The organism is Stenotrophomonas sp. 14P6.2.3 (assembly GCF_057799055.1).
In genome coordinates, this window is sequence record NZ_JBYOLA010000011.1 from 43413 (window position 1) to 70388 (window position 26976).

The following is a 26976-nucleotide window of genomic DNA, read 5'->3' on the forward strand; positions in this document are numbered from 1 at the left end:
GACCAAGCCGCCAGCTATCAGGCGTCAGCCAACGCCTGCTCCAGGTCAGCGCGCAGGTCGCCGATGTGCTCGATGCCGATCGACAGGCGCACGGTGTCCTCGCTGACCCCGGCCCTGGCGAGCTCGGCCGCATCCAGCTGGCGATGGGTGGTCGACGCTGGATGGGTGGCCAGCGACTTCGCATCCCCCAAGTTCACCAGCCGGGTGAACAGCTTCAGTGCATCAAGGAAACGCGCGCCGGCAACGCGCCCGCCGGGCAGGCCGAAGGTCAGCACGCCGGAGCCGTGGCCGCCCAGATAGCGCTGCGCCGCCGCGTGTTCGGGGTCGTCGGGCAACCCGGCATAACGCACCCACGCCACCTTCGGATGCGCGCGCAGGTACTCCGCCACGGCCAGCGCATTGGCGTTGATCCGCTCCATGCGCAGGGCCAGGGTCTCGATGCCCTGCAGGATCAGGAAGGCATTGAACGGTGACAACGCTGCGCCGGTATTGCGCAACGGCACTACCCGCGCACGGCCGATGTAGGCCGCCGCGCCGAGCGCTTCGGTGTAGACCACACCGTGATAGCTCGGGTCGGGCTGGTTCAAGCGGGCAAAGCGTTGCGGCTGTGCCGTCCAGTCGAAACGGCCCGAATCGACGATCGCCCCGCCCAGACTGGTGCCGTGGCCGCCGAGGTACTTGGTCAGCGAGTGCACCACGATGTCGGCGCCATGTTCGAACGGGCGCAGCAGGAACGGCGTGGCTACCGTGTTGTCGACGATCAGCGGCACGCCGGCCGCATGCGCGACCTCGGCGATCGCAGCAATGTCGGTGACGTTGCCGCGCGGGTTGCCGATCGACTCGACGAACACGGCCTTGGTGCGCTCATCGATCAGGGCTGCGAACGCAGATGGGTCGGCCGGATCGGCAAAACGCGTCTGGATGCCGTACTGCGGCAGTGTGTGCGCGAGCAGATTGAGGCTGCCGCCATACAGCGCGCTGGCGGCAACGATGTTGTCACCGGCCTCGGCAATGGTCTGGATCGCATAGGTGATCGCCGCCTGCCCGGAGGCCAGTGCCAACGCGCCGATGCCCCCTTCCAGCGCCGCCACGCGCTGCTCCAGCACATCGGTGGTGGGATTCATGATGCGCGTATAGATGTTGCCCGGCACCTTCAGGTCGAACAGGTCCGCCCCGTGCTGGGTGTCATCGAATGCGTAGGCCACGGTCTGGTAGATCGGCACCGCCACCGCGCGGGTGGTCGGGTCGGGACGGTAGCCGCCGTGCACGGCCAGGGTTTCCAGTTGCCACTGCGGATCGCTCATTGCGCCAGGCTCCATCCGGGGAAACGCCCACCATAGGCCAGCCTTCGACCGCCACTGAGAGCCCCTGGCGATGACGCCAGTACCGGCGGTTATCAGGTTGCCCGGGATTCAGGCAGACGTCATGGGCCATTGCTAGGCTTCGCCGCCGGGCCCTTTGCCCCGGACAAGGACGCCCTACCGATGCAGCCCTCCCCGTGGACTCCCGCCGCCGGCACCCCGACCCAGGTGCTGCTGGTCGAGGACGACCGCCGCCTGGCCGAGCTGGTCAGCGACTACCTGCGCGAACATGGATTTGCCGTGCAGCACGTGCCGCGTGGCGACCTGGCCAGCGCGGCCTGCCGCCAGCACGCGCCGGAACTGGTGGTGCTGGACCTGATGCTGCCTGGCCTCGGTGGCATTGATGTGTGCCGGCAGATCCGCAGTTTTTCCGACGTGCCGATCCTGATGCTGACGGCGTGCGAGGACGATATCGAACAGGTGCTGGGCCTGGAGTCCGGCGCCGATGACTACGTGCACAAGCCGATCGAGCCGCGCCTGCTGCTGGCACGCCTGCGCGCGCTGCTGCGCCGCCGCCATGGCAGCGGCCCTGCCGGCGTACCGTGCCGGCTGATGCATGGCGAACTGCTGATCGATCGCGTGCAGCGCGAGGTTCACCTGCATGGGCAGCCGGTGGAACTGGGTACCACCGAATTCGAAATCCTCTGGCTGCTGGCCAGCCAGCCCGGGCAGATCCTCTCGCGCGACCAGATCCTGCAGGCGGCACGTGGCATCGGCTTCGATGGCCTGGACCGCAGCGTGGATGTCTGCATCGGCAAGCTGCGCCGCAAGCTCGGCGACGACGCGCGCGAACCGCGCCGGATCAAGACCGTGTGGGGCCGTGGCTACCAGTTCAATCCGTCGGCCTGGTCGGCGTGAAGCGCCTGTTCCTGTGGTTGTGGTTCGTCACCGGGGCCTGCCTGCTGGTGTCGGTGTTCAGCCTCAACCATCTGCTGGACCGCATCTACACGCCCCTGCAGGAACGTGTCTTCGTCGAACAGGTGCGCGGCCAGGTGTATGCACTGCGCAGCGGACTGGCCGGCCTGGACCGCCCGCAGCAACAGCAGCGTGTGGCGCAATGGCAACCGCACTACGGCATTGCACTGTCACTGCTGGATGCACCGCCGGTACTCGATGACGAAGAGCGCAGTACCCTGCGCGGGGACGGCTTCATTGTCCGCAACCGCTACCAGCAGGTACTGCTGCCCATCGAGGGTGCTGACGGGCGCTGGCTGGAGCTGCGCTTTCCCGGCGAAGTGCAGATGACCCTGTACATGACCGCTGCCGCCTACCTGTGCATCCTGCTGCTGGTGGGCGCCTGTCTCTATGCGTGGGTACGCCTGCTGTGGCGCGACCTGGAGGCACTGCGGGGTCATGCAGACCGCATCGGTGCCGGCGATCTGCAGGCGCGTGCGCAGGTATCGCCGCGCTCGCAGATCCGGGTCATCGTCGAGCATTCCAACCGCATGGCTGCGCGCGTGGCCGAACTGGTGCAACGGCAGCGCGATCTGACCCACGCCATTTCCCACGAGCTGCGCACGCCGATCGCACGCCTGGCCTTCGGCCTGGACCTGATGCAGGACAGCAACGATCCGGCGCGGCGGGCCCACCTCGCTGCCGGCCTGCATGGCGATCTGGCCGAGCTCAACCGGTTGGTCAGCGAGCTGCTGGCCTACGAGCGGCTGGAGCATCCCAACGATGCCGAGCCCATGCAGCGGATCGAAGCGAACGACTGGCTGCAGGCCTGCATGGAAGACGCGCGGCGCGATGCCGAGCGCGCGGGCCTGGTGCTGCAGGTGTGGCCCAGCGCGCTGCCACGCGTGGATGCCGAGCCACGTCTGCTGCAGCTGGCCCTGAGCAACCTTGTCGGCAACGCGATGCGTTATGCACGCACCCGTGTGGAGGTGTCACTGGTCAGCGTGGCCGGCAAGGCCTGCCTGCGCGTGGACGACGATGGCCCCGGCATCGCCGAAGCTGATCGCGAGAAGGTACTGCGCCCGTTCACCCGTCTGGATGACAGCCGCAGCCGCGACACGGGTGGCTTCGGCCTGGGCCTGGCCATCGCCGGGCGCATCGCGGTTCGTCACCACGGAGAGCTCCGCGTGGGACGCGCGACCCTCGGTGGCGCGCGCCTGGAAATGCACTGGCTAATGGCTGCCAGCTGAACGGCGCAGGCCGCGCTTACAGTTGCTTACAACTCCCGCACAACTGCGGACGGATTGGTCGCCTGCGTCCCGCCACGCTGGCGACCCTGCAGCACGCGCCGGATGCGCGCGCTGCACTTCCTCCCAATGTAGAGAGTTGCCATGTCCCACCTTCGCCGTTTCCCCACCCTGCTCGGCCTGGCCCTGTTGCCCTTGTTCGCAACGTCCGCAGCGCATGCCAAGGATGACAAGTGGACCTTCGAGCTTGCTGCTGGCGGCGGTGTCGCCCCGCGTTACAGCGGCAGCGAGGAATTCCAGGCCGCACCCACACTGTCCTTCGACGTGACCTCGCCGGGCGGCTGGTTTCTGGGTACCAGCGGTGCGGGTTGGGGTACGGCGATCGGCGAACACACCCGCGTGCGTGCCTACGTCGGTGGCAGCGGCAGCCGCCGCGAGAAGAACTCGATCCTCGGCGGCTCGGACTTCCTGCGTGGCATGGGCGATATCGATACCCGGCCCCTGGTCGGCCTGGCAGCTGGCTATACGCTGGGTGAGGCAGTACTGAGTGGTTCGTGGCAGTACACGCTGAAAGACGACGACAAGGGCGACAACGGCCTTGCCACCCAGCAGATCCATCTGAATCTGGAGATGCCGTTGTTCGATCTGGCCGGTGGTGTGGTCAGCGGCAGCGTCTCCACCGACTACGGCAACCGCGGCTACATGCAGACCTGGTATGGCGTCAGCCCTGACCAGGCCGCTCGCACCGGTTTCGCCCAGCACAAGCCCAAGGCTGGTCTGGTCAGCGCCGGCCTGGGCATGAAATGGAGCCATCGCGCCGGTCGCAACGGCAACTGGTACATCGCCGTGGAAGGCACCCGCCTGCTGGGCGATGCGGCGGACAGCCCGATCGTGCAGAAGGCCAACCAGTTCGGCTTGATGACCGGGTATACGCACCGGTTCTGAGCATTGCCGGCATGCGCCGGATGCGGCCGGTCGCTACAACGGAAACGGGGCGCTGCGATCATGCAGCGCCCCGTTCGGCTCAGGCCTTGGCGAACACCAGATGGCCGCCGTCGTTGCCCACTTCGATGGTATCGCCGTTGGCGAACGCACCGGACAGGATCTGCTGCGCCAGCGGGTTTTCCAACTGCGCCTGGATCGCACGCTTCAGCGGGCGCGCTCCGTAGACCGGATCGAAGCCGACGTTGCCGAGCAGATCGAACGCCGCATCGGACACCACCAGCTTCAGGCCACGCTCGGCCAAACGCTTTTCCAGGCCGCGCATCTGGATGCGCGCGATCTGCTTGATCTGCTGCTTGTCCAGCGGATGGAACACCACGATGTCGTCCAGGCGGTTGATGAACTCCGGACGGAAGTGCGCCTGCACCACCCCCATCACCGCGGCCTTCATCTGCGTGTACGCCTCCGGCGTGTCATCGCCACTCATGTCCTGGATCTGGTGCGAACCCAGGTTCGAGGTCATCACGATGACGGTATTGCGGAAGTCCACCGTGCGGCCCTGGCCGTCGGTCAGGCGACCGTCGTCCAGCACCTGCAGCAGGATGTTGAACACATCCGGATGCGCCTTCTCCACCTCATCCAGCAGGATCAGCGAATACGGGCGACGGCGCACGGCCTCGGTGAGGTAACCACCCTCCTCGTAGCCCACGTAGCCCGGGGGCGCACCGATCAGGCGTGCGACGCTGTGCTTCTCCATGAACTCGCTCATGTCGATGCGGATCATCGCGTCGGCGCTGTCGAACAGGAACTCGGCCAGCGACTTGCACAGTTCGGTCTTGCCCACGCCGGTCGGGCCCAGGAACAGGAACGAGCCACCCGGTCGATTCGGATCGGACAAGCCGGCACGCGAACGGCGCACCGCATCGGACACCACCTTGATCGCCTCTTCCTGGCCGACCACGCGGTTGTGCAGCACCTCTTCCATGCGCAGCAGCTTGTCACGCTCGCCTTCCAGCATCTTGTTGACCGGGATGCCGGTCCAACGCGAGACGACCTCGGCGATCTCCTCGTCGGTGACGCGGTCCTGCACCAGCTTGAAGTCGTGGTTCTCCACTTCCTGGGCGGCGGCCAGCTGCTTCTCCAGCTGCGGCAGCACGCCATACTGGATCTCGCTCATGCGGGCGAAATCCTGCCGGCGCTGCGCAGACTCCAGTTCAACCTTGGCCTGCTCGACCTGTTCCTTGAGCTTGGTCGTGCCCTGCAGCGCGGCCTTCTCCGACTTCCAGACCTCGTTGAGATCGGAGAACTCGCGCTCCAGCGCGTCGATATCGTTTTCCAGGTCGGCCAGACGTTGCCGCGAGGCATCGTCCTTTTCCTTTTTCAGCATCTCGCGCTGGATCTTCAACTGGATCAGGCGACGTTCCAGCCGATCCAGTTCCTCCGGCTTGGAGTCGATCTCCATGCGCAGGCGCGAAGCAGCTTCGTCCATCAGGTCGATGGCCTTGTCCGGCAGCTGGCGGTCGGTGATGTAGCGGTTGGACAGGGTGGCCGCGGCGACGATGGCCGGGTCGGTGATCTCCACCCCGTGATGCACCGCGTACTTTTCCTTCAGGCCGCGCAGGATCGCGATGGTGTCCTCCACCGTCGGCTCACCCACGAACACCTTCTGGAAGCGGCGCTCCAGCGCGGCGTCCTTTTCGATGTATTTGCGGTACTCGTCCAGCGTGGTCGCCCCGACGCAGTGCAGTTCACCGCGTGCGAGTGCCGGCTTGAGCATGTTGCCGGCATCCATCGCGCCGTCGGCCTTGCCCGCGCCGACCATGGTGTGCAGCTCATCGATGAACAGGATGATCTGCCCTTCGCTCTTGGCCAGGTCGTTGAGCACGCCCTTCAGGCGCTCCTCGAATTCGCCGCGGAACTTCGCACCGGCGATCAGCGCGCCCATGTCCAGCGACAGCACGCGCTTGCCACGCAGGCCTTCGGGCACTTCGTCGTTGATGATGCGCTGGGCCAGGCCTTCGACGATGGCGGTCTTGCCCACGCCGGGTTCGCCGATCAGCACCGGGTTGTTCTTGGTACGGCGCTGCAGCACCTGGATGGTGCGGCGGATTTCCTCGTCACGGCCGATCACCGGGTCGAGCTTGCCGCTCTCGGCACGCGCGGTGAGGTCGATGGTGTACTTCTCCAGCGCCTGCCGCTGCTCCTCGGCGTTCTCCGACTGCACGTTCTCGCCGCCACGCAGTTTGTCGATGGCGGTCTGCAGGCGCGCCTTGTCGGCACCGGCAGCGCGCAGCGCCATGCCCAGCGTGCCGCCGTCTTCCAGCGCGGCCAGCACGAACCACTCGCTGGCGATGAAGGCATCGCCCTGCTGCTGTGCCAGCTTGTCGGTGTGGTTGAGCAGGCGGTTGAGATCGTTGCCGATCGACAGGTTGCCGGCCTGGCCGGACACCTTCGGTAGTGCTTCAAGCGCCTCGTCCAGGCGCTCGCGCAGCACCGGCACGTTGACGCCGGCCTGGGCCAGCAACGGCCGGGTGCTGCCGCCCTGCTGGTCCAGCAGGGCGCTGAAGACATGTACCGGTTCAATGATGCTGTTGTCGCGGCCTACCGCCAGCGACTGCGCGTCTGCCAGCGCCTGCTGGAAACGCGAGGTGAGCTTGTCCATGCGCATTGTGAAACCTCATCGGTCATCTTGGCCGGCCGCGCCGGCGATGCTGGAAAGATGCGGTTGCCCCACCCGGTTTCAAGGGTGGCTGCGACTGCAGTCGAAGGCCAGTCAGCCTGCGGCCAGCATGCCGGACGGGGTGTTGCCGGCGCGTTGATCCTGCGCAAGCCATTGCGCGCTTGGCACTGGAATCCGCGCACCGCGGATGCAATACTTGCGAATCATTCTCATTTCGATCAAGCCCGCAACCCGCTTCCCATGGCTCCTCACCACGAACAACTGGGCATGCTGTACCGCGATCACCGCGCTTGGCTGCAGGGCTGGTTGAGTGGGCGTGTGGGCAATCGCGATGTGGCCGATGACCTCACCCAGGACACTTTCGCTCGCCTGCTGCAGGGACGCGACCTGGCTGCGCTGCGCGAGCCGCGCGCGTTCCTGACCACCGTGGCGCGTGGGCTGGCCGCCAACTGGTTCCGCCGCCAGGCATTGGATCGCACGTATCTGGAGTACCTGGCGCAGTTTCCAGAGCCAGTGCTGCCCTCGCTGGAGGAACAGGCGCTGGTGCGCGAAGCACTGCAGCAGATTGATGCGATGCTGGACGGGTTGCCGGCGATGGCACGCCGGGTGTTCCTGCTGGCGCAGTTCGAAGGCCTGCGCTACGAGGCGATCAGCGAGGCATTAGGGCTATCTCTGTCGACGGTGAAGCGGCACATGAAACGAGCGCTGATGGGCTGCCTGGCACATGTGCCCTGACCCATGCACACAGGCACGGCTGTCGCCGCGCGTGCTGGAACAGGCGGCCGACTGGATGATGCGACTGCACGATGACAGCAGCGCATCGCTGTCCGCGCAATGGCAGCGCTGGCATGATGCCGATCCGGAGCATGCCCGTGCGTGGCAGCGCGCCAGGCATCTGCTGGCACTGACTGCGCAGGTTCCCGGTCCGTTGGCCCGAAGCGTTCTGCAGGCACCGGCGTCGCGTGGCCGTCGCGCCCTGCTCCGAAGCGTCGCAACGTTGCTGGTGGCCCCCATCGGGGGCTGGCTGGCGTGGCGGCTATGGGAAGACGCAGCCTGGGATGCCAGTGTGCGCACAGCCGTGGGCGAGCGCCGCCAGCATTTGCTTCCCGACGGGAGCGTGCTGCACCTGGATACCGATACCGCCGTGGATATCGCCTTCGATGCGGCACAGCGGCTGTTGCGGCTGCGCCATGGGCAGGTGCTGCTGATCACTGCCGTCGACCCACAATCGTCCACCCGACCGTTCGTACTTGCCAGCCCTGCCGGGCGCATGCAAGCGTTGGGCACGCGCTTCAACGTGCTGCACCAGCAGGCCACCAGCGTGCTGGGCGTAACCGACGGCGCGGTACAGGTCACGCTGGCCGCCGAGGGCTCGTCACGTCGAATCGTTGCTGGGCGGCAGGTCCGCTTCACCGCCGAGGCGTTCGAGCCTACCGTCCCAGCAGAGCCGGCCATCGATGCCTGGCAGCAGGGCATGCTGGTCGTCGACGCGCTGCCATTGCGCATGGTTCTGGCACGGCTGGGTCGCTACCAGCATGGTGGGCTCGGCTGCGACGACGCCATCGCGACGCTGCCGGTTTCCGGCGCATTTCCCGTCGACGATCCTGATCGCAGCCTGTCAATGCTCGCTGGCACCTACAACCTGCAGATCCGCCGTGGCCCTGCTGGCCTGTGGACACGATTGCATCCGGCGCGCGCGCACTAGGCGGCGCCTCAAGTGCATGACACTTTTTTCCTGCTCGCGTGGCAGAGGAAGTGAATCCCTTCCATCAATGCCCTTCATGCGCCCGATCGCCCGAACTCTGCGTTTGACCCTCCTGGCTGCCACATTGGCTGCCACGCCCGCGTTCGCCCAGACCACCACAGAACGCACGCCCTCCCCGACCGCCCAGCCCGCAGGACCGCTCGGCCTGGCCTTGAGCACATTTGCAGCCCAGCGCGGTGTCGCCCTGTCCTTTGACCCAGCACTGACGGAGGGCCGCCGCGCGCCGGCACTCCCAGCCGACTTCAGCACCGAGCAAGGCTTCGCCCGGCTGCTTGCCGGAACCGGGTTGCGCCTGCAGGCCCGCGCTGGTGGCAGCTTCACGCTGGTACGTGGCACGGCATCCGGCAGCAATGCCCGGAGCACGCAGCCCCTGCGCATTGGCGGGCAATTGCACAGCTTCCGGTATGCCGAAGGCCTGCAACTGGATGAGGATTACATCCATGCGCAGGTCTCCGGCAACGGCGACATCGGCAGCCTGTTGCGGATCAATCCTGCCGTGCAGTTCGACAACGCGCGACTGAGCGCATTCACACCCGGCGACATCACCCCGGCCAACATCAGCATCAATGGTGCGCCGTTCTACCAGAATGCATTCGTCGTCGATGGCATGAACTTCAACAACGACATCGACCCCGGCGGCGACCCCTCGCCGTATCGTCTCGCCGCCGCACCAGGCAACAGTCAGGCCTTCGCACTGGATACCGACCTGCTGGCCGACCTGACCGTGCTCGACAGCAATGTGCCTGCGGCATATGGCGGTTTCAGCGGCGGCGTGATCGACGCCCACATCCGTCGACCGAAGGATACGTTCTCAGGCTCGCTTTCATACCAGACAACGCGCTCGTCATGGACGCGCTACAACCTGGATGCAAGCATGCGCGAGGACTACGAGAACGCTTCGGCCTGGGGTGATGGCCAGCCCGAGTTCACCAAGGAAACCTGGCGTGCCACGCTGGAAGGCAGGGTCACCGACAGGCTAGGCGTGCTGGCCAACTTCACCCGCAAGCGCTCCACCATTCCCACGTACTTCTATTCGGCGCACCTGGTCGACAGCTACGGCACGCAGCGGGAGGTCCAGCGGCAGCAGTCCGACCAGGCTATGGTCAAGGCCGTGTGGGATGTCAGCGACCGACTGACCGTGGACGCCACCGTCACCCATGCACCAACGGAAAACCAGTACTTCCGCTCCAACATCCGTGGCGCCGGCATCCGCATCGACAGCGGCGGCACGATGGTGAACGTGGGCGCAGGCTGGCAGGCCGACTGGGGAACCTTCAACCAGCGGCTGAGCTGGAGCCGCACCGAGCAATCGCGCGATGCCGAGAGTGATGACTACTACACGTGGTTGCGCTCTGCCAGCAAGGACTGGGGCACCAACGCCTCCAGCCTGGAAGGCGAATTCGGTGACATCGAGCAATCGCAACGTCGCCTGCAGTACAGCGCCGATGTTCAATCCAATCCACTGCAGATGGCCGGCGGCGTCCATCGTTTCAGCGCCGGGATCGCGTTGATGCGCGACACCTTCGACTATCGCCGGCTGACCGAGAACAGCACCTATACGACGCCAGCGCGTACCACCACCTGCACACTGGCATCGGGTGCAATCGATCAGGCGTGCGGCATGGGCCTGACAGCCACAGGGTGGCCGGGGCAGTACTTCACCCGCCGCACCCGCTACGCCACCGGCCATATCGGCTTCGATGTGGAAAACTACGCCGTCCACCTGGATGATGACATGCGCTATGGCAACGTATCGATCCGCCCAGGGCTGCGAATCGAGCGCGACAGCTACATCGGCCAGACCACCATCGCGCCGCGCTTCGCACTGAGCTGGGAGCCGCGCGAAGGCACCGTGCTGACCGCCGGCGCAAACCGTTACTACGGCCGCAGCATGGCCGCCTGGAAACTGCGCGATGGGGTGAACCTGCTGCGCTACAACACCGAACGGCGCACCAGCCTCAATGGCACATGGAACGTTGGCACCCAGGCTGGCAATGACACCTACTTCGACATCGACAAGGTGGGCTACGCCGATGAGCTCATGCTGGGATGGCGGCAGGACTGGGCCGGTTTGCGCTTCAACCTGAAAGCGGTAAACCGGCGGTTGCGCGATCAGGTGATCGGCGTCAGCGGACGCATCACCGACGTGGTCCCTGACGATGACACGCTCACCAGCAGCTACACCACCTGGTCCAGCAGCGGTGAAGGCCTGAGCAACATCTACTCGTTGACCGCCCAGACGCTGCAGGGCTGGACGCTGGCTGGCACGCACACGCAGGCCCTGCTGTCACTGGACTGGACCGATGTCCGCAGAGCCGTACCGCTGTATGACGACAGCGCCGATGCGTTCTACCTCAATCCATGGATCCGCTACGACGGCCGCTACATGCGCTACCAGCACAAGCCGGCGGACAACTACACCCGCCCGTGGTCGGCGCGACTCAACACCATTACCCGCATCGAAGCATTGGACCTGACCCTCACCAACATGCTCGTGCATACGGCAGGCTATCGCCGCATCGCCAGGACCGCGCAGAGAGAGATCTACCAGGGCGAAGCGATCGAGGTCTGGGAGGAACGCACGTTCACTCCCTCTTTCACCTGGAACGTGCGATTGGCCTGGGAACGGGACCTTCCGGCGCAGGTGGGTACGGTGTACGCCAATATCGACATCACCAACGTGTTGAACCGTCGCAACATCTATGGCGTATCGCCGTCGGTGGGCAATGCACCGCTGTATGACATCGGCCGTCAGTTCTGGCTGGAGGTCGGCTACCGCTTCTGAACCGGCTGCCCGGCGTTCGCGCGCCGGGCTCTGCTCCATGCGCTTCCCATCCCGCCATCTGCTTCGCCTGTGCCTGCCCGTCGCCATCCTCGCGATGGTCAGCGCGGGCATGCCCGCGCCTGCGCGCGACACACCTTGCCCGCCGGCACTGCCTGCGCACCCGGACGTGGCCTGCCTGCGTGCGCTCTACAGTGCGCCGAGCGTGCGCTGGCCTTCCCCAGAGGTGGAACCCGGCATCGCCTGGCAGGAACTCGCGCCCCTCCCCCTGCCCGTCGACCTACCCGGCAATCCATCCACGCCAGCAAAGATCAAACTCGGCCGGCGCCTGTTCTTCGACACCGTACTGTCGCGCTCGCGGCAACTGGCGTGCGCCAGCTGCCATGATCCCGACCTGGGCTGGGCCGATGGCCGCCGCGTGTCATTTGGTCACGACCGCCAGGCGGGCCGCCGCAACGCGCCCAGCGTGGCCACCAGTGCGCACATGGCGCCGCTGTTCTGGGATGGCCGCGCGGCCACCCTGGAAGAGCAGGCGCTACACCCGATCGCCGACCCGACTGAAATGAGCTTCAGCGCCGACGCAGCAGTGCGGCGCCTGCGCCGCGACGCGTCGTATCGACGTGACTTCGCAGAGGTGTTCGCCCAACCGCGTATCGATGCGAACGAGCTGGGCCAGGCGATAGCTGCCTTCGAACGCAGCCTGTCGCCACGCAACAGCCGTTTCGATCGTTTCCTGCGCGGTAATGCCCATGCGCTGGAGGATGCGCAGCTTCGTGGCCTGCATCTGTTCCGCACCACTGCCGGGTGCATGAACTGCCACAACGGCCCGGCCCTGACCGACAACGGCTTCCACAATCTCGGCCTTCACTTTCATGGCCGCTCCCGGCAGGATCTTGGGCGGTATGAGATCACTGGCGATCCTGCCGACAGCGGCCGTTTTCGCACCCCATCGCTGCGTGGTGTGGCCAGCACCGCGCCCTACATGCACAACGGGCTGATTCCGCGCCTGTCCGGCGTGCTGGCGTTCTACAACGTGGGCGGTGCGCGTCCGCGCCCGCCCGCAGCGTCGGCAGCCCACGCCGATCCGTTCCCGCAACCCGACCCGTTGCTGCGCCCGCGCGGGCTCAGCCGCCAGGATCTGCAGGACCTCGAAGCTTTCCTGCAGGCGTTGTAGCCTCAGCCATGCGTGATGGCCGCACGGATCGCCCGCAGCTGCTGCTTGACCGCCCGCGCCCGCGCCGCGTCCATGCGCAGCAAGGCCTTCTGGCCGATCGAGCGCGATTGCAGGGTGGCGTCGACGAAGCGGTAGCGTCCGCGCTCATCGCGCTCCACCAGCGGCGCTTGAGCAAGCTCAGGGGTGTCCAGCAGATGATCGATGACTGACACCAAGCGGTCATTGAAGTAGCCATCGGGCTTTCCAAGATCAACGTAGGCCTGCTGGATCAACGGATAGAAGCGCTTGTAGGCCAAGGCCGCCGACGCCGGGTCGAGCGCAGTGAAGGCCTGCACATAGGGCGCATAGCGCGCTGCATTGGCCGCAGCGATGCGTTCGCCGCCCTCGCCCTGCTCCACCTGCAGGCGGCCCGGCAGCGGCCGAGCGGCCAGCGCGGTAGGCGGCACACTGGCCTTGTCCAGGTTGTCGACCTGGGTAACCAGCCGCTGGATCAGGTGATCACGCAGCAGCACGGTCAACGCACCCTCGCCCTTGAACAGTTCGCTCAATGCGCTCCAGGCAGCGGTATCGCTGTCAGCAAGCTTCGGCAGCGCCGGGTCAGCGGCGGCCTCGGAATCCAGCGGATGCCTGATCGGCGGTGGTGCGGGCTCTTCGACGGTAACAGGCTTCGGTGCGGCGCCTGCCGAGGTCGGCGCGGATTGCACCGGCACCGATACGCCATCTGCCAGGCTCTGCAACTGGTCGCGGAACAACCATGTGCCCGCGCCACCCACCACCACCACGCCCAGAACCCAGGGCCAGACCGCTTTTCCACTCTGCATGATGCAGTACCTCGCTTTTCACCTGCATGGACAAGGTGTGACTCCCCTCGTTCCGCAGGGTTCCCCATCCATTCCGCTGGCGTTGTGGTTCACGCCTGCTTTGCGCGATACGCGCGACCCTGCTGTTCTTGTCTTGCGGAGAAGCCTTCATGCAGTACGCGCTGTACTACTGGACCGGCATCCAGGGCCGTGGCGAATTCGTGCGGCTGGCGCTGGAAGATGCCGGCGCCGACTATGTCGACATGGCGCGGGTGCACGGCGACGCGGTGATGCAGCCGTTCCTCGACGGCCACAGCGAAGGTGCGCAACCTTTCGCGCCACCGTTCCTGAAGGCCGGGCGACAGGTCATCGCACAGGTTGCGGCCATTCTCGATTTCCTCGGCCCGACGCTGGATCTGGTCCCGCAGGCCGCCTCGCGGCGCATGCAGGCGCTGCAGTGGCAGCTGACCATCGCCGATCTGGTGGCCGAGGTGCACGACACCCACCATCCCATTGCCTCGTCGAAGTACTACGAAGACCAGAAGACCGAAGCCAAGGCACGCGCGGCAGCGATGCGCGGTGAGCGCCTGCCGAAGTTCCTTGGCTACTTCGAGCAGGTGCTGAAGGCCAACGGCGGTCGCCACCCGTTGCGCGAACACTCCTACGTGGACCTGTCACTGTTCCAGCTGCTGAGCGGGCTGGACTACATGTTTCCGCGCCGCATGCAGGCGCTGTGGCCCACGTTGCCGCTGCTGCGCGCATTGAAGGATCGGGTGGAGCAACGGCCCAACATCGCCGCCTATCTCGCTTCGGAGCGGCGGCTTGCCTTCAACACCAACGGCATCTTCCGGCATTACCCGGAGCTGGATTCAGAGCGGTAGCGCCGGGCCATGCCCGGCGGCGACGCAACCCAACGCCGGGCATGGCCCGGCGCTACCGGTCAATGGGCGTTTTCAGCCAGCGGCTTCACCGCCTGCTTCTGCAACGACAGCAGCCCCAACAGGATGGCCAACGCCACATACGCGCCGGCGAACTGCCAGCTGATCACGCGGGCCAGGCCCTGCAGATCCCACGGCAGGTAGATGCCGCCGCGCGGATCCACCGAATGGATCAGGCCGAACAGCGTCAGCACCGCTGCCACCAGCAGGAAGCCGCAGGCGCGGCGCAGGCGCCCATCGACCATCGCCGCGACGGTGGCGATCCACAGCATCGAGGTGATGATGAAGCCATTGCCGAGCGCGAAGATCACCGCCAGCTCCGGCAGGCCGTGGCCATCGACGTGGGTCAGCAGTGCGCCCATCTGCTCGGCCGGAATCCAGCCCGGTGCCTTGATCGCCAGCAGGTAGGCTGCCGACGGCAGGAAGCCCAGCACCATCGCGCCGGCATGCTGGCGCGGCGTCGCCTGGAACGCCTGGGTGGTGATGTCGATCGACACGTACACGATGATCGGCGCCAGCACCGCCAGCGGCAGCCACTGCACCAGCCCGGAAATGATGCCGAGCATGCCGCCGATGCCAACGAACAGGCCGGTCAGCAGCGTGTAGCCGCTGCGCGCGCCCATGTGCTTGTAGGCCGGCTGACCGATGTACGGGGTGGTCTGCGCAACGCCGCCGCAGACGCCAGCGACCAGCGTGGCCACCGCTTCCACCAGCAGGATGTCGCGGGTGCGGTAGTCATCGCCGGCCGCGCGCGCGCTCTCGGATACGTTGATGCCACCCACCACCATCAGCAGGCCGAACGGCAGCAGCAGCGGCAGGTAGGTCATCGCGGTCGGCAGGCCCTCGATGAAGCCCAGCGTCGGCAGCGGCAGTACCACCTGCGGCGGCACCCAGGCCGGAATCTGGAAACCGGGCACGCCCAGCCCGGCCAGGCCAAGCCCGTAATACAGGGCGGTGCCGAACACGAACGCCAGCAGCACACCCGGACCGCGCATCGGCAGCTTGCCCTTGGCGATCAGCACGTACAGCAGCAGGCCCAGCGTGGTGAAGCCGACCAGCGGCGAGCGCAGGGTTTCCAGCAACGGCAGCAGGCCCATCAGCACCAGTGCGATGCCGGCGATGGAGCCCAGCAGCGCGGCACGCGGCAGCGCGCGGGTCACTGCTTCACCGAAGAAGGACAGGATCAGCTTGAGCACGCCCATGATGACCAGCGAGGCCATGCCCAACTGCCAGGTGGCGATGGCCGCGGCATGCGGGTCCATGCCCTGCTGCTTGAAGGCCAGGAAGGCCGGGCCCAGCACCAGCAGGGCCATGCCGATGCTGGTCGGCGCATCCAGGCCCAGCGGCATGGCGGTGACATCGTCGCGCCCGGTGCGCGCGGCCAGGCGCCGTGCCATCAGGGTGTACAGCAGGTTGCCGACCAGTACGCCCAGGGCGGTGCCGGGGAACATGCGGCCGAAGACCACGTCGGCGGGGAACTGGAACATCCCGACCAGTGCCATGGCGATGAAGCCGAGGATGGAGAGATTGTCGACGACCAGGCCGAAGAAGCCGTTGAAGTCGCCAGCGACGAACCAGCGGCGCGGCGCGGTGGAAGCGGGAGCGGACATGGAAGGGGCGGTGGGGGTGGGGACCGCCGATGGTAGGCCCAGCGGGCCCGGCGCGCCAATTCGCGCGTGGAATGATGGGTTCCAGCCAACGGCGGAGCCCCTCGTGGTTGGTCGCCGAAAGCGGGTTCTGGGGCTGGGCCGGGCGGGCAGGCTGCGCAGGGGACGCTGCAAGTCCCCCTCCGGGGCCCGGCCCAGCCGCTGGCGGCTGTGCGTTCGGGCGCTTGCGAAGCAGTGCTTCGCAAGCAAAGCGCCCTCACCCATGTAAGCTCGGTCGCCGCATCCATGCGGCTCACGCCCCTGCGCAACCTGCCCGCCCGGCCCCTGACAGTTTCCTGCGGGCGCCAGCCACGGAAGAGAATCAAAAGATCAAAAGCAGAAGCCGGTCGCTGCGCTCTCAAGCGCCTGATCGCAGGCATCTGCCTGGTTGCCGGCCAGCGGCCGGCACTACCGGGAAGCATCCACGCATAGCGTGGATCTACCGTGTCGACCAAGGTCGACATCCACCAAGAGCAGTCGACATCCACCAAGAGCAGGCCATGCAATTCCCACAGATCGCGGAAATCTGTCGAAGGCGGGGTGGGTCCGGTGGCGGGGGTGTCCGCGGCATGGATGCCGCGGCCAAGCCCCCAAGGATGGGTTTACGGCGTCCCCCGCAACCGGACCCACCCCGCCATCCCACGGATAGCAAGCTGTTGCTGTTGCTTCGGCTGTTGCTCTGGCCTCGGCGGGTGCAGGGCGCAGCCCTGCATCAAACCCAACCTCTTACTTCTTCAGGAAGTTGTCCACCAGCAGATGCTTGACGTCGTCGATGCGACCACTCAGCACCGCCTTGGCCGCGTACAGCGCCGTACCCGCCACCTGCTTGGCCTCGATCTGCGGCGGCATCACCAGCTCCGCGCGACTGGTGTGCACGTCCAGCAGGGCCGGCCCACGCTGGGCCAGGAAATCCTGCACCGCTTCCTCCAGATCCTCGCTGCGGGTCACCGTGCGGCCGTGGAAGCCGATCACCTCGGCCAACCGCCCGAAGTCCGGATTCTTCAGGTCGGTGTAGTTGTCCAGCAGGCCCTCCACCTTCTGCTCCAGCTCGACGAAGTTCAGCGAGCCGTTGTTGAACACCACCACCTTGATCGGAAGATTTTCCTGCACCGCCGTCAGCAGATCGCCCAGCAGCATCGCCAGCCCGCCATCGCCGGACAACGAAATGACCTGCCTTCCCGGAAATGCCTTCTGCAGACCCAGCGCCTGCGGCATCGCGTTGGCCATCGTGCCGTGCAGCAGGCTGGTCAACGTGCGGCGCCGGCCGTTCACCCGGATGTGGCGCAGCACCCACACCATCGGCGAGCCACCGTCCGCGGTGAACAGTGCGTCGTCGGTAGCGTATTTGGACAGCAGCGCGGTCAGGTGCTGCGGATGGATCAGCTCGCCTTCACCGGGTTGCTCCTCCTGCTCGCGCTTCTTCAGCGCCTTGTCGCGATGCTGGATGCACTCGTCCAGGAAGCTGCTGTCTTCGCGCGGGGGCAACATTGGCAGCAGCGCATCCAGCGTCGGTGCGATATCACCGACCACGCCCAGGTTCACCGGATGGCGGCGGCCGAGGTGGCTGCCATCGCGGTCGACCTGGATGATCGTGGCCTTGTCCGGATAGAACTGGCCCCAGGCGAAATCTGCGCCGAGCAGCAGCAGCGTGTCGCACTCCATCAACGTATGGAAGCCGGATTCGATGCCGAACACACCGGTCATGCCCATGTTGTACGGGTTGTCCGGTTCGACGAAGTCCTTCGCACGCGACGTGTGCGCCACCGGTGCCTGCAGGCGCCGCGCCAGTTCCAGCAACTGTGCATGCGCACCCTGGCAACCGGCGCCGGCATAGATGCCGATACGCTTGCCCTGCCCCAGCAGTTCGGCAATCTGCTGCAGTTCGCTATCGGATGGGCGCAGCACCGGCTGGGTGTAATGCACCGAGAACGGCACATCGTGCTTCACTTCCGCTTCGCTGATGTCGGCCGGCAGGATCACCACCGCCACGCCGCGCCGGCTGATGGCCGCCTGGCAGGCCAGCGCCACCACGCGGCGCGCCTGCGCCGGGCTGTGCACCTGCTCGCAGAACACCGTGCAGCTGCCATATACCGCCTTGAAATCCACTTCCTGCGGGAATTCCATGCCAAGTTCGCTGGTGACCACCTGGCTGGCGATCAGCACCATCGGCGCGCGGTTGCGGTTGCTCTCGAAGATGCCGTTGATGAAGTGCAGGCCACCAGGCCCGCACGAGCCCGCGCAGGCGGTCAGCTGGCCGCTGATCAATGAATCGGCACCGGCCGCGAACGCCGCGACCTCTTCGTGGCGCACATGCACCCACTCGATCTCACTACGATGCAGTGCGTCGGTGACATGGTTCAGGGTGTCGCCGACGATGCCATAACAACGGCGGACGCCCGCCTGCTGCAATGTATCGACGACGATCTCGGCAACGCGCTTGCTCATGGTGCTGCAGCCTGGTTCGGGGGAAACCCGAGGCTAGACCCGGTGAAGTGATGCTGCCGTGGGCAAGAGGCCGATCGCCTTGTTGTGCAAACTACGGGCAGCGCTGCCGTCAATCGTTGACGTTGATCCAGCCCTCGATCGCGCCCTGTTTCGGATTGCGGTAACGCAGCTTCACCCAGCCGTCCTGCTCATCCAGCATTTCCACGCGATCACCCTGCACCAGGTAGCGCTTGGTGCTTGATGCGCCGGGCCGGTCGAACAGGAACAGGCGCGCTGGCACCACGGTGGCTTCCTGGCCCCGCAGCGGTGCGCGGCTGGCTGGTGCGCCCAACCCGTCGCCAATGGCGCTTTCCAGCGCCTTGCCGGCAGGATCATAGGTGCGCCACACCGCCAGCGGGCCTTGATTTTCGGTCTCTTCCCAGCGCAGCGCTCGGTTGAGCGTATCGCCCAGCATCAGCACATTCTCACCCCGATACAGATAGAGCTGCGGGCCGTTGAAGCGATACACGTCGGTGTACCACATCGGCCCACTGCGGCAACTGGCAGTCAGCGTGCGCGTGGCGGCATCGGCAGTGAGGCCCATCAGCTCACCGCACTGATCGTGTCCATGAGTCACCGCCTTCAGCGCGCGGAATTCACCACTGCCCGCGTCGAAGCGATAGACCGCAACAGCCTCATTGACCATGCCCACCGCTGCGCGCGCGACCAGTTCAGGGTGTCCATCGAAATCGAGGTCCTCCGCGCTCAGGCGCGAATTGCCATCGGCGTCCGGCGCGCCAGGCAATCGCTGGCGCTTCCCTGCCGGCTGCAGCAGCACGGCAAGCATGCCGTCCTCCTGCACCTCGGCCGTCACCTGCACGCCCGCTGCCGGCGAAAACCGCAGCGGGCCCTGGCCCTCATCCTGCGCCTGCGCCACGGGCGCCAACACGCCGGCAAGCATCGCGCCCAACAACACATCCCTGGGTTTCATCGTCATTCCCTGCAGCGCCACTATGGCGCCTCTGGGTCAGAACGATACGTCAACCGGCTGCCGCGACCACAGCACCGACTGGTGCTTGGTCTGCTGCTTCCACGCCAGCCGGATGGCCTCGATGTCGGCGCGGCGCTGCGGGCTGTCCTCGTGCAGCACCACCAGCACCTTGGTGCGCAGGCGGTTGGGCGTGGCATCGCCGCGGAACAGCCACTGGCCGTAGGCATCGAACACAGTCAGCCCATCCGGGAAGCGCGGTGTCACTTCCTTGTCCAGGAAAGCGCGCCACTGCGCATCGCTGATGGTGTCGGCCTGCGGGCGGTCACCGGCGCCCTGCTCCTCGCCCACACCGAAGTACAGCTCGCTGCGCACCCAGCCGTGGCCGCTGGACGGACGCGCGGCGTCGCCCTGCAGGTCGGCGGTGGTGGCATAGGCGCTGGGCGCCTTGGAAGACAGGCTGGCGCAGCCACTGGTTGCCAGCAGCACGGCGAAGACAAGGCCAAGGTGTTTCATCAGGAACAGCACTCCGGGAAGGGGAAAAAGCACGACGAAGGGGCACGGAGGGTACACCTGCGCCTCGGTTGCGGCTGCAACCAATGCCCTCATGCCGGCAGGGCATGAAGTGATGCAATGGGAGACGGGGCTTGCATCGCACCACCTCCTCACGCCAAGATAATATATCGCTTCATCCGGATGGATGTAAGTGAAGCTATCTCCCCCGCCCCTTCCCCACGTCGTTGCTGCTGGAGTCCGCATGTCCCCCCGCCTGTCCGCGTCGCCGCTCGGCCTCGCCATCGCGCTCGCCCTGTCCCCCGCCCTGTCCCCCGCCCTGGCTTCGGCCCAGGACGCCGCCACCAACCTGGACACGGTGATCGTCACCGGCACCCGCGCCGCCGACCGCACCGTGCTTGAATCCACTTCGCCGGTGGACGTGCTGACCGCCGAGGACATCCGCAAGGCCGGCGTGGTCAATGGCGAGCTGGGCAGCGCCCTGCAGGCCCTGCTGCCCTCGTTCAACTTCCCGCGCCAGTCCAACTCCGGCGGCGCCGACCACGTGCGCGCCGCGCAGCTGCGCGGGCTGTCGCCGGACCAGGTACTGGTGCTGATCAACGGCAAGCGCCGCCACCACACCGCGCTTGTCAACACCGACAGCAAGATCGGCAAGGGCACCACCCCGGTCGACTTCAATTCGATTCCGGTCAGCGCCATCAAGCGCATCGAAGTACTGCGTGATGGCGCCGGTGCGCTGTACGGCTCCGATGCGGTGGCCGGCGTGATCAACGTGATTCTCGACAACGGCGGCGACGGCGGCGAGATCGAAGCCAGCTACGGCGCCAACCACACGGATCTCAAGCCGATCGGCCGCACCCTCACTGATGGCCAGACCGGCAACATCAGCGCCAAGGTCGGCACCTCGCTGGGCGAGGACGGCGGCTTCCTGCGCGTGGGCCTGGAATACAAGAAGCGCAACGGCACCAACCGCGCCGGCTTCGACCAGATTCCGCCGTGGGACCAGACCGAGGCCAATCTTGCCCTGCAGGGCAAGCGCAACTATGTGCTCGGTGATGGCGCCAGCAAGGACATCAACCTGTGGCTGAACACCGAGATCCCGGTCGGAAAGACCGCGACGTTCTATGCGTTCGGCACGTTCAACCAGCGCGATACCGAAGGCGCGAACTACTTCCGCTACCCCGACGGCGATGCCAACTGGAAGCAGGTCTACCCCAACGGCTACCGGCCGATCTCCGAAGGCGAGAACCGCGACGTGCAGGCGGTGGCCGGTGTGCGCGGGCAGTGGGGCGAATGGGCTTACGACGGCAGCCTGGATTACGGCCAGAACGACTTCACCTACCGCCTGCGCGATTCGCTGAACGCCTCGCTGGGCCCGACCAGCCCGACCCGCTTCAAGACCGCCGACTACGAGTACGCGCAGACCGTGGGCAACTTCGATCTGAGCCGCGTGTTCTCCCAGTCCGACAGCATCAGCCACACCCTGGGCCTGGGTGCGGAAGCCCGCCACGAGCGCTACCAGACGCGTCCAGGCGACCCGGCCAGCTACGCCGCCGGCCCGTACACCGATCGTCCCACTGGCTCGCAGGCAGGTGGCGGCCTGACCCCGCAGGACGCGGCCACCCTGTCGCGTGATGTGGCCAGCGCCTACGCCAGCCTGTCCAGCCAGTTCGGCGAGAAATTCTCCACCGATCTGGCCGCGCGGTACGAACACAGCGATGACTTCGGTGGCGAGCTGACCGGCAAGCTCGGCCTGCGCTACGAATTCACCCCCGCATTCGCCCTGCGCGGTGCGATCTCCAACAATTTCCGCGCGCCGTCGCTGGCGCAGATCGGCTACGAATCCACCTCCACCGGTTACAACGCCGGTGGCCAGCTGGTACAGGGCCGCCTGCTCTCGGTCAACAATCCCATCGCCCGTGGCCTGGGTGCGCAGGACCTGAAGCCGGAGAAGTCGCTGAACACCTCGCTCGGCTTCACCAGCCGCATCGGCGAGCACTTCGACCTGTCGCTGGACTTCTTCCAGATCGACATCGACGACCGCATCGCACTGTCGGAGAGCATCACCGGCGATGCGCTGACCGACTACGTGGCCACCAACTACGGCGTCAGCGGCCTGCAGAGCGCCAGCTTCTTCGTCAACGCCGCCGACACGCGAACCCGCGGCGCCGAGCTGGTGAGCAACTGGCGGCAGTCGCTGGGCGATGGCCAGCTGCTGCTGACCGGCACCTACGCCTACACCAAGACCACGTTGAAGAACGTATTGGCCACGCCCGCGCAACTGCAGGCACTCGACCCGGACTACGTACTGTTCGGCATCGAAGAGACCAATACGCTGACCGATGCCACGCCGCGCACCCGTGGCAGTTTCGCGGCCAGCTGGAGCAACGACCGCTGGTCGCTGAGCAGCCGGGTGAACCGCTACGGCAGCGCCACCCGCGTATTCAACTTCGGCGATGGCTACATTCCGCGCCAGACCTACCAGGCCGAGTGGCAGCTGGATGCGGAAGTGGAGTACCGCATCACGCCGCAGTGGAGCGTGGCCATCGGTGGGCAGAACCTGACCGACAACTACCCGGATCGCTCCAACGAGGACATCCACTACTTCGGCAACCTGCCCTACGACGTTCTGTCGCCGATCGGCAGCAACGGTGCGTATTACTACGGGCGCGTGCGTTACACGTTCTGATTGCTGCGAACGGCGTGCCGACCAACGGTCGGCACCCACCGGGACGCCATTGATCGCTGCGGGTTGGTGCGGACCGTTGGTCCGCACCAGCCGGCGCTACCAGCCGTAGCCTGACCTCGACCCCACGTACACGCTGGCGCTGGCATGGTGGTCGCCATGGCTGAACCGCTCCCCCTGCGTCCGCCACCTCCATTGCTGGACGACGCCTGTGCGTTGTTCCTCGATGTGGATGGCACCCTGATCGAATTCGCTGCACGCCCCGACGCCGTGCAGCTTCTCCCCGATGTGCGTGAAGCCATCGGCCGCATCAGTGATCGACTGGAAGGTGCCGTGGCACTGGTCAGTGGTCGCCCGCTTGAACAGCTGGACCAGTTGTTCGCGCCGCTCAAGCTTCCCGCCGCGGGCCTGCATGGCCACGAGCTGCGTGCACAGGACGGGCACGTGATACGCGATGAGCATGGCGACGACACCGCCGACTGGCTGCATGCCCTTCATCAACAAGCCATGCGTTTCGCCCATGGCCACCCCGGCGTACTGGTCGAGAACAAGGGCGTAGGCCTGGCCCTGCACTGGCGTGGCGCGCCGCATGCAGCCAACGACGTGCGTGCCTTCGCCGACCGCCACATCCGCGGCCGCGCCAGCTACCGCCTGCAGCCCGGCGACCATGTCGTTGAATTCGTTCCGGTGGCTACCAACAAGGGCCGGGCCGTACGTCGGCTGATGCAGTACCTGCCGTTCCGTGGGCGTCTGCCGGTGTTCCTCGGTGATGACCTGACCGATGAATTCGGCTTCGATGCAGCCAACGGCCTGCACGGCTGGAGCGTGCTGATCGGCGAACGTGAACCCAGCGCGGCGGTGTTCGTGCTGCCCGACATACGCAGCGTGCACGCCTGGCTGCGTGAGAATGCGTATTGACCCCGGCCCCCACGGCCGCAACCGAGATGTACCGCGTGATGACCCAACCCGATCTTGATCTGGGCGTGGTCGGCAACGGCAGCTTCGGCGCCCTGGTCGACAAACACGCCCGTGTTGTCTGGAGTTGCCTGCCGACCTTCGACGGCGACCCGACCTTCTGTGCCCTGCTCAGCCCCAACCAGCAGACCGGCGGCGACTTCGCCATCGAGCTGGAGGACTTCGCCGACAGCGAACAGGAATACCTCACCAACACCGCGATCCTGCGCACCGTGCTGCGCGATGCGCATGGCGGCGCGCTGGAAATCCTCGATTTCGCCCCGCGCTGGCGCCAGAACGATCGTTTCTACCGGCCAGTCAGCCTGATCCGCCAGGTGCGTCCGTTGTCCGGCAGCCCGCGCATCGTCATCCGCGCACGCCCACTGGCCGACTGGGGCGCGCGCGTGCCCGAGTCCACCTGGGGCAGCAACCACGTGCGCTGGATCCTGCCCGAGCATGTGCTGCGCCTGACCACCGATGTCCCGGTGCGCTTTGTGCGTGATGGCATGCCGTTCGTGCTCAACCATCCCATCCATCTGATCCTGGGCGTGGATGAATCGCTCAACCGTTCCATCAGCGGCTACGTGCAGGAAGCGTTCCAGCGCACCCGCGACTACTGGCGCGAATGGGTGCGTTACCTGTCCATTCCGCTGGAATGGCAGGACGCGGTGATCCGCAGTGCGATCACCCTCAAGCTCTGCCAGTACGAGGACAGTGGCGCGATCATCGCGGCGATGACCACCTCGATTCCGGAGGCGCCCGGCAGCGTGCGCAACTGGGATTACCGCTACTGCTGGCTGCGCGATGCCGCCTTCGTGGTGCGCGCGTTGAACCGCCTGGGCGCCACCCGCACGATGGAGCAGTTCCTCGGCTACATCTTCAACCTCGCCACCACCGACGGCACCCTGCAGCCGCTGTACGGCATCGGCTTCGAAGCCAAGCTGGACGAGGATGAAGTACCCAGCCTGTCCGGCTACCGCGGCATGGGCCCGGTGCGGCGCGGCAACCTGGCCTGGGTGCAGCGCCAGCACGATGTCTACGGCAGCGTGGTGCTGGCCTCCACCCAGCTGTTCTTCGACCGCCGCCTGCAGGATCCGGGTGACAGCCATACCTTCGCACGGCTGGAACCGCTGGGTGAACAGGCCTTCGCACTGCACGACGTGCCCGACGCCGGCCTGTGGGAATTCCGCGGCCGCACCGAAGTGCACACCTACACCAGCGCGATGTGCTGGGCGGCGTGCGATCGCCTGTGCAAGATCGCCGTGCGCCTGAAGCGTGATGACCGCGCGCAGTACTGGCGCGAACGTGCCGACACCATCCACGCACGCATCATGGAAAAAGCCTGGAGCGAGGAGCTCGGCCACTTCACCGATACCTTCGATGGCCATCGACTGGATGCCTCGTTGCTGCTGCTGGCCGACATCGGCTTCATCGACGCCAACGACGCACGCTTCGTCGCCACCGTCGAGGCCATCGGCCGTGACCTCAAGCATGGCAACGCGCTGTACCGCTACATCGCACCGGATGATTTCGGCGAGCCGGAAACCAGCTTCACCATCTGCACGTTCTGGTACATCGATGCGCTCGCTGCGATCGGCCGCATGGATGAAGCGCGTGAGATGTTCGAAGCGCTGCTGCAGCAACGCAATCATCTGGGCCTGCTGTCGGAGGACCTTGCCTTCGACGGTGGTGAAGCCTGGGGCAACTTCCCGCAGACCTACTCGCATGTCGGCCTGATCACCGCGGCCATGCGCCTGTCGCGTTCCTGGCAGGAGGCCTCGTGAGCCGTCTTGTCATCGTTTCCAACCGCGTGGCCGTCCCCGGTGAAAACCGCGCCGGTGGCCTCGCCGTGGGCCTGCTGGCGGCATTGAAAGAACGCGGCGGGCTGTGGTTCGGCTGGAGCGGCAAGAGCGTGCGCGAGGCCAGTGGCGCGCTGCACGAACAGCGCGACGGCGATATCCAGTACGTCACCATGGACCTGGCCAAGCGTGATGTGGACGGCTACTACAACGGCTTCGCCAATCGCACCCTGTGGCCCCTGCTGCACTTCCGCCTGGATCTGGTCGACTACGACCGCGGCACCCGCGAGACCTACCACAGGGTCAACGCACTGTTCGCCGACAAGCTGGCGCCGCTGCTGCGCGAAGACGACATCGTCTGGATCCACGATTACCACCTGATTCCGCTCGGCGCGATGCTGCGCGAGCGCGGCATCGGCTGCCGCATCGGCTTCTTCCTGCACATCCCGATGCCCTCGGCCGACCTGCTGCAGGCCATGCCCGACCATCTGCGGCTGTTCTCGGCGCTGTATGCCTACGACCTGGTCGGCTTCCAGACCCAGCGCGATGCCGATCGCTTCCAGACCTACCTGCGCCTGTTCGGCGGCGGTCGGGTGCTCGACAACGGCAACCTTGAAGCGCCCGGTGGACGCCACTTCCGCGCCGCGGCGTTCCCGATCGGCATCGACACCGAGCTGATCGCCCGCCAGGCCAGCACCGCCGCCAGCAAGGCGGCAGTGAAGAACCTGCGCAGCAGCCTGCGCGACCGCCAGCTCGCCATCGGCGTGGACCGCCTGGACTACTCCAAGGGGCTGCCCGAGCGTTTCCTCGGCTTCGAACGCTACCTGCAGCGCCATCCCGACCAGCGCGGCTCGCTCACCTACCTGCAGATCGCGCCGGTCTCGCGCGGCGATGTCACCGAGTACCGGCAACTGCGCAGCCAGCTGGAGCAGATCGCCGGCCACATCAACGGTGGCCACGCCGAGCCCGACTGGACCCCGCTGCGCTACGTCAACCAGAACTTCACCCACGCCACCCTGACCGGTTTCTACCGCGCCGCCGCTGTCGGCCTGGTCACCCCGTTGCGCGATGGCATGAACCTGGTCGCCAAGGAATACGTGGCATCGCAGGACCCGGAAGATCCCGGTGTACTGGTGCTGTCCCTGCTGGCCGGCGCCGCCGATGAACTGAAGCAGGCACTGCTGGTCAACCCGCACGATCTGGATGGTGTGGCCGATGCCATTGCCACCGCCGCCACGATGTCACTGCGCAGGCGCCAGGAACGCTGGCACGCGATGATGGAACATCTGCGCACGTACGACATCAACCACTGGCGCCGCAGCTACCTCGAGGCGCTGGAGGGCTGAGGCAAGAGCTCCTGTAGAGCCGAGCCATGCTCGGCTG

At 66.3% G+C, this 26976-nt stretch carries 19 protein-coding genes; 12 read left to right on the forward strand and 7 right to left on the reverse strand.

What is annotated here, in order from left to right:
• Positions 1-17 precede the first annotated feature (17 nt).
• A complete protein-coding gene (locus AC27VL_RS10870; RefSeq protein ID WP_191078228.1) occupies positions 18-1304 on the reverse strand; it encodes an O-acetylhomoserine aminocarboxypropyltransferase/cysteine synthase family protein in 1287 nt (428 codons plus the stop codon).
• A 180-nt stretch (positions 1305-1484) separates the two neighbouring features.
• Here AC27VL_RS10870 and AC27VL_RS10875 point away from each other — a divergent pair, with 180 nt between their 5' ends.
• The 3 genes from AC27VL_RS10875 (at position 1485) to AC27VL_RS10885 (ending at position 4447) form a co-directional block, all read left to right on the forward strand.
• Positions 1485-2219 (forward strand): winged helix-turn-helix domain-containing protein, encoded by a 735-nt coding sequence (locus AC27VL_RS10875; protein ID WP_089236580.1) that lies wholly within the window; start codon positions 1485-1487, stop codon positions 2217-2219.
• Positions 2216-3505 carry an ATP-binding protein gene (locus tag AC27VL_RS10880; protein ID WP_488766388.1) on the forward strand — a complete coding sequence of 430 codons (1290 nt, stop codon included), beginning with the start codon at positions 2216-2218 and terminating at the stop codon, positions 3503-3505. Before AC27VL_RS10875 ends, AC27VL_RS10880 begins: the two co-directional genes overlap by 4 nt.
• A gap of 141 nt (positions 3506-3646) precedes the next feature.
• On the forward strand, positions 3647-4447 hold the full coding sequence (locus AC27VL_RS10885) for a MipA/OmpV family protein (RefSeq protein ID WP_191078231.1): 801 nt from the start codon (positions 3647-3649) through the stop codon (positions 4445-4447).
• Positions 4448-4526: 79 nt separating this feature from the next.
• On the opposite strand, the gene clpB is transcribed toward AC27VL_RS10885, so the two are convergent.
• Positions 4527-7112 carry an ATP-dependent chaperone ClpB gene (clpB, locus tag AC27VL_RS10890; protein ID WP_100553365.1) on the reverse strand — a complete coding sequence of 862 codons (2586 nt, stop codon included), beginning with the start codon at positions 7110-7112 and terminating at the stop codon, positions 4527-4529.
• A 252-nt stretch (positions 7113-7364) separates the two neighbouring features.
• Here clpB and AC27VL_RS10895 point away from each other — a divergent pair, with 252 nt between their 5' ends.
• The 4 genes from AC27VL_RS10895 to AC27VL_RS10910 all read left to right on the forward strand — a co-directional run bounded on the left by AC27VL_RS10895 (position 7365) and on the right by AC27VL_RS10910 (position 12845).
• Entirely contained in the window at positions 7365-7859 is a 495-nt protein-coding gene (locus AC27VL_RS10895) for a sigma-70 family RNA polymerase sigma factor (protein WP_488766390.1), read from the forward strand.
• A complete protein-coding gene (locus tag AC27VL_RS10900; RefSeq protein WP_488766392.1) occupies positions 7849-8829 on the forward strand; it encodes a FecR domain-containing protein in 981 nt (326 codons plus the stop codon). Before AC27VL_RS10895 ends, AC27VL_RS10900 begins: the two co-directional genes overlap by 11 nt.
• Positions 8830-9040: 211 nt before the next feature.
• Positions 9041-11674, forward strand: a complete 2634-nt coding sequence (locus tag AC27VL_RS10905) for a TonB-dependent receptor (RefSeq protein ID WP_488766393.1) — start codon at positions 9041-9043, stop codon at positions 11672-11674.
• 37 nt (positions 11675-11711) lie between these two features.
• Complete coding sequence (locus tag AC27VL_RS10910; protein ID WP_488766395.1) at positions 11712-12845, forward strand: cytochrome-c peroxidase; 1134 nt, start codon at positions 11712-11714, stop codon at positions 12843-12845.
• Positions 12846-12847: 2 nt separating this feature from the next.
• On the opposite strand, the gene AC27VL_RS10915 is transcribed toward AC27VL_RS10910, so the two are convergent.
• On the reverse strand, positions 12848-13666 hold the full coding sequence (locus tag AC27VL_RS10915) for a DUF3014 domain-containing protein (protein ID WP_488766397.1): 819 nt from the start codon (positions 13664-13666) through the stop codon (positions 12848-12850).
• A 149-nt stretch (positions 13667-13815) separates the two neighbouring features.
• Between AC27VL_RS10915 and AC27VL_RS10920 the strand changes: the two genes are divergently transcribed.
• Positions 13816-14526 (forward strand): glutathione S-transferase, encoded by a 711-nt coding sequence (locus AC27VL_RS10920; RefSeq protein ID WP_488766399.1) that lies wholly within the window; start codon positions 13816-13818, stop codon positions 14524-14526.
• 59 nt (positions 14527-14585) lie between these two features.
• Here the strand turns inward: AC27VL_RS10920 and AC27VL_RS10925 are convergent, their stop codons facing one another.
• The 4 genes from AC27VL_RS10925 to AC27VL_RS10940 form a co-directional block, all read right to left on the reverse strand.
• Entirely contained in the window at positions 14586-16193 is a 1608-nt protein-coding gene (locus AC27VL_RS10925; RefSeq protein ID WP_488766401.1) for a SulP family inorganic anion transporter, read from the reverse strand.
• 762 nt (positions 16194-16955) lie between these two features.
• Complete coding sequence (locus AC27VL_RS10930; protein ID WP_488766403.1) at positions 16956-18674, reverse strand: thiamine pyrophosphate-dependent enzyme; 1719 nt, start codon at positions 18672-18674, stop codon at positions 16956-16958.
• A 109-nt stretch (positions 18675-18783) separates the two neighbouring features.
• Positions 18784-19644, reverse strand: coding sequence for an SH3 domain-containing protein (locus AC27VL_RS10935; protein WP_488766405.1), 861 nt, complete (start codon positions 19642-19644; stop codon positions 18784-18786).
• 36 nt (positions 19645-19680) lie between these two features.
• Positions 19681-20157 carry a DUF3574 domain-containing protein gene (locus tag AC27VL_RS10940; RefSeq protein WP_165780999.1) on the reverse strand — a complete coding sequence of 159 codons (477 nt, stop codon included), beginning with the start codon at positions 20155-20157 and terminating at the stop codon, positions 19681-19683.
• 241 nt (positions 20158-20398) lie between these two features.
• Here AC27VL_RS10940 and AC27VL_RS10945 point away from each other — a divergent pair, with 241 nt between their 5' ends.
• From AC27VL_RS10945 to otsA, 4 genes are all read left to right on the forward strand, one after another.
• Positions 20399-22843, forward strand: a complete 2445-nt coding sequence (locus tag AC27VL_RS10945; RefSeq protein WP_488766407.1) for a TonB-dependent receptor plug domain-containing protein — start codon at positions 20399-20401, stop codon at positions 22841-22843.
• Between the two features lie 156 nt (positions 22844-22999).
• Positions 23000-23758, forward strand: a complete 759-nt coding sequence (gene otsB, locus AC27VL_RS10950) for a trehalose-phosphatase (protein WP_488766409.1) — start codon at positions 23000-23002, stop codon at positions 23756-23758.
• 38 nt (positions 23759-23796) lie between these two features.
• A complete protein-coding gene (locus AC27VL_RS10955; protein ID WP_099820903.1) occupies positions 23797-25578 on the forward strand; it encodes a glycoside hydrolase family 15 protein in 1782 nt (593 codons plus the stop codon).
• Positions 25575-26939, forward strand: coding sequence for an alpha,alpha-trehalose-phosphate synthase (UDP-forming) (gene otsA / locus AC27VL_RS10960; RefSeq protein ID WP_100460157.1), 1365 nt, complete (start codon positions 25575-25577; stop codon positions 26937-26939). Before AC27VL_RS10955 ends, otsA begins: the two co-directional genes overlap by 4 nt.
• Positions 26940-26976 lie beyond the last annotated feature (37 nt).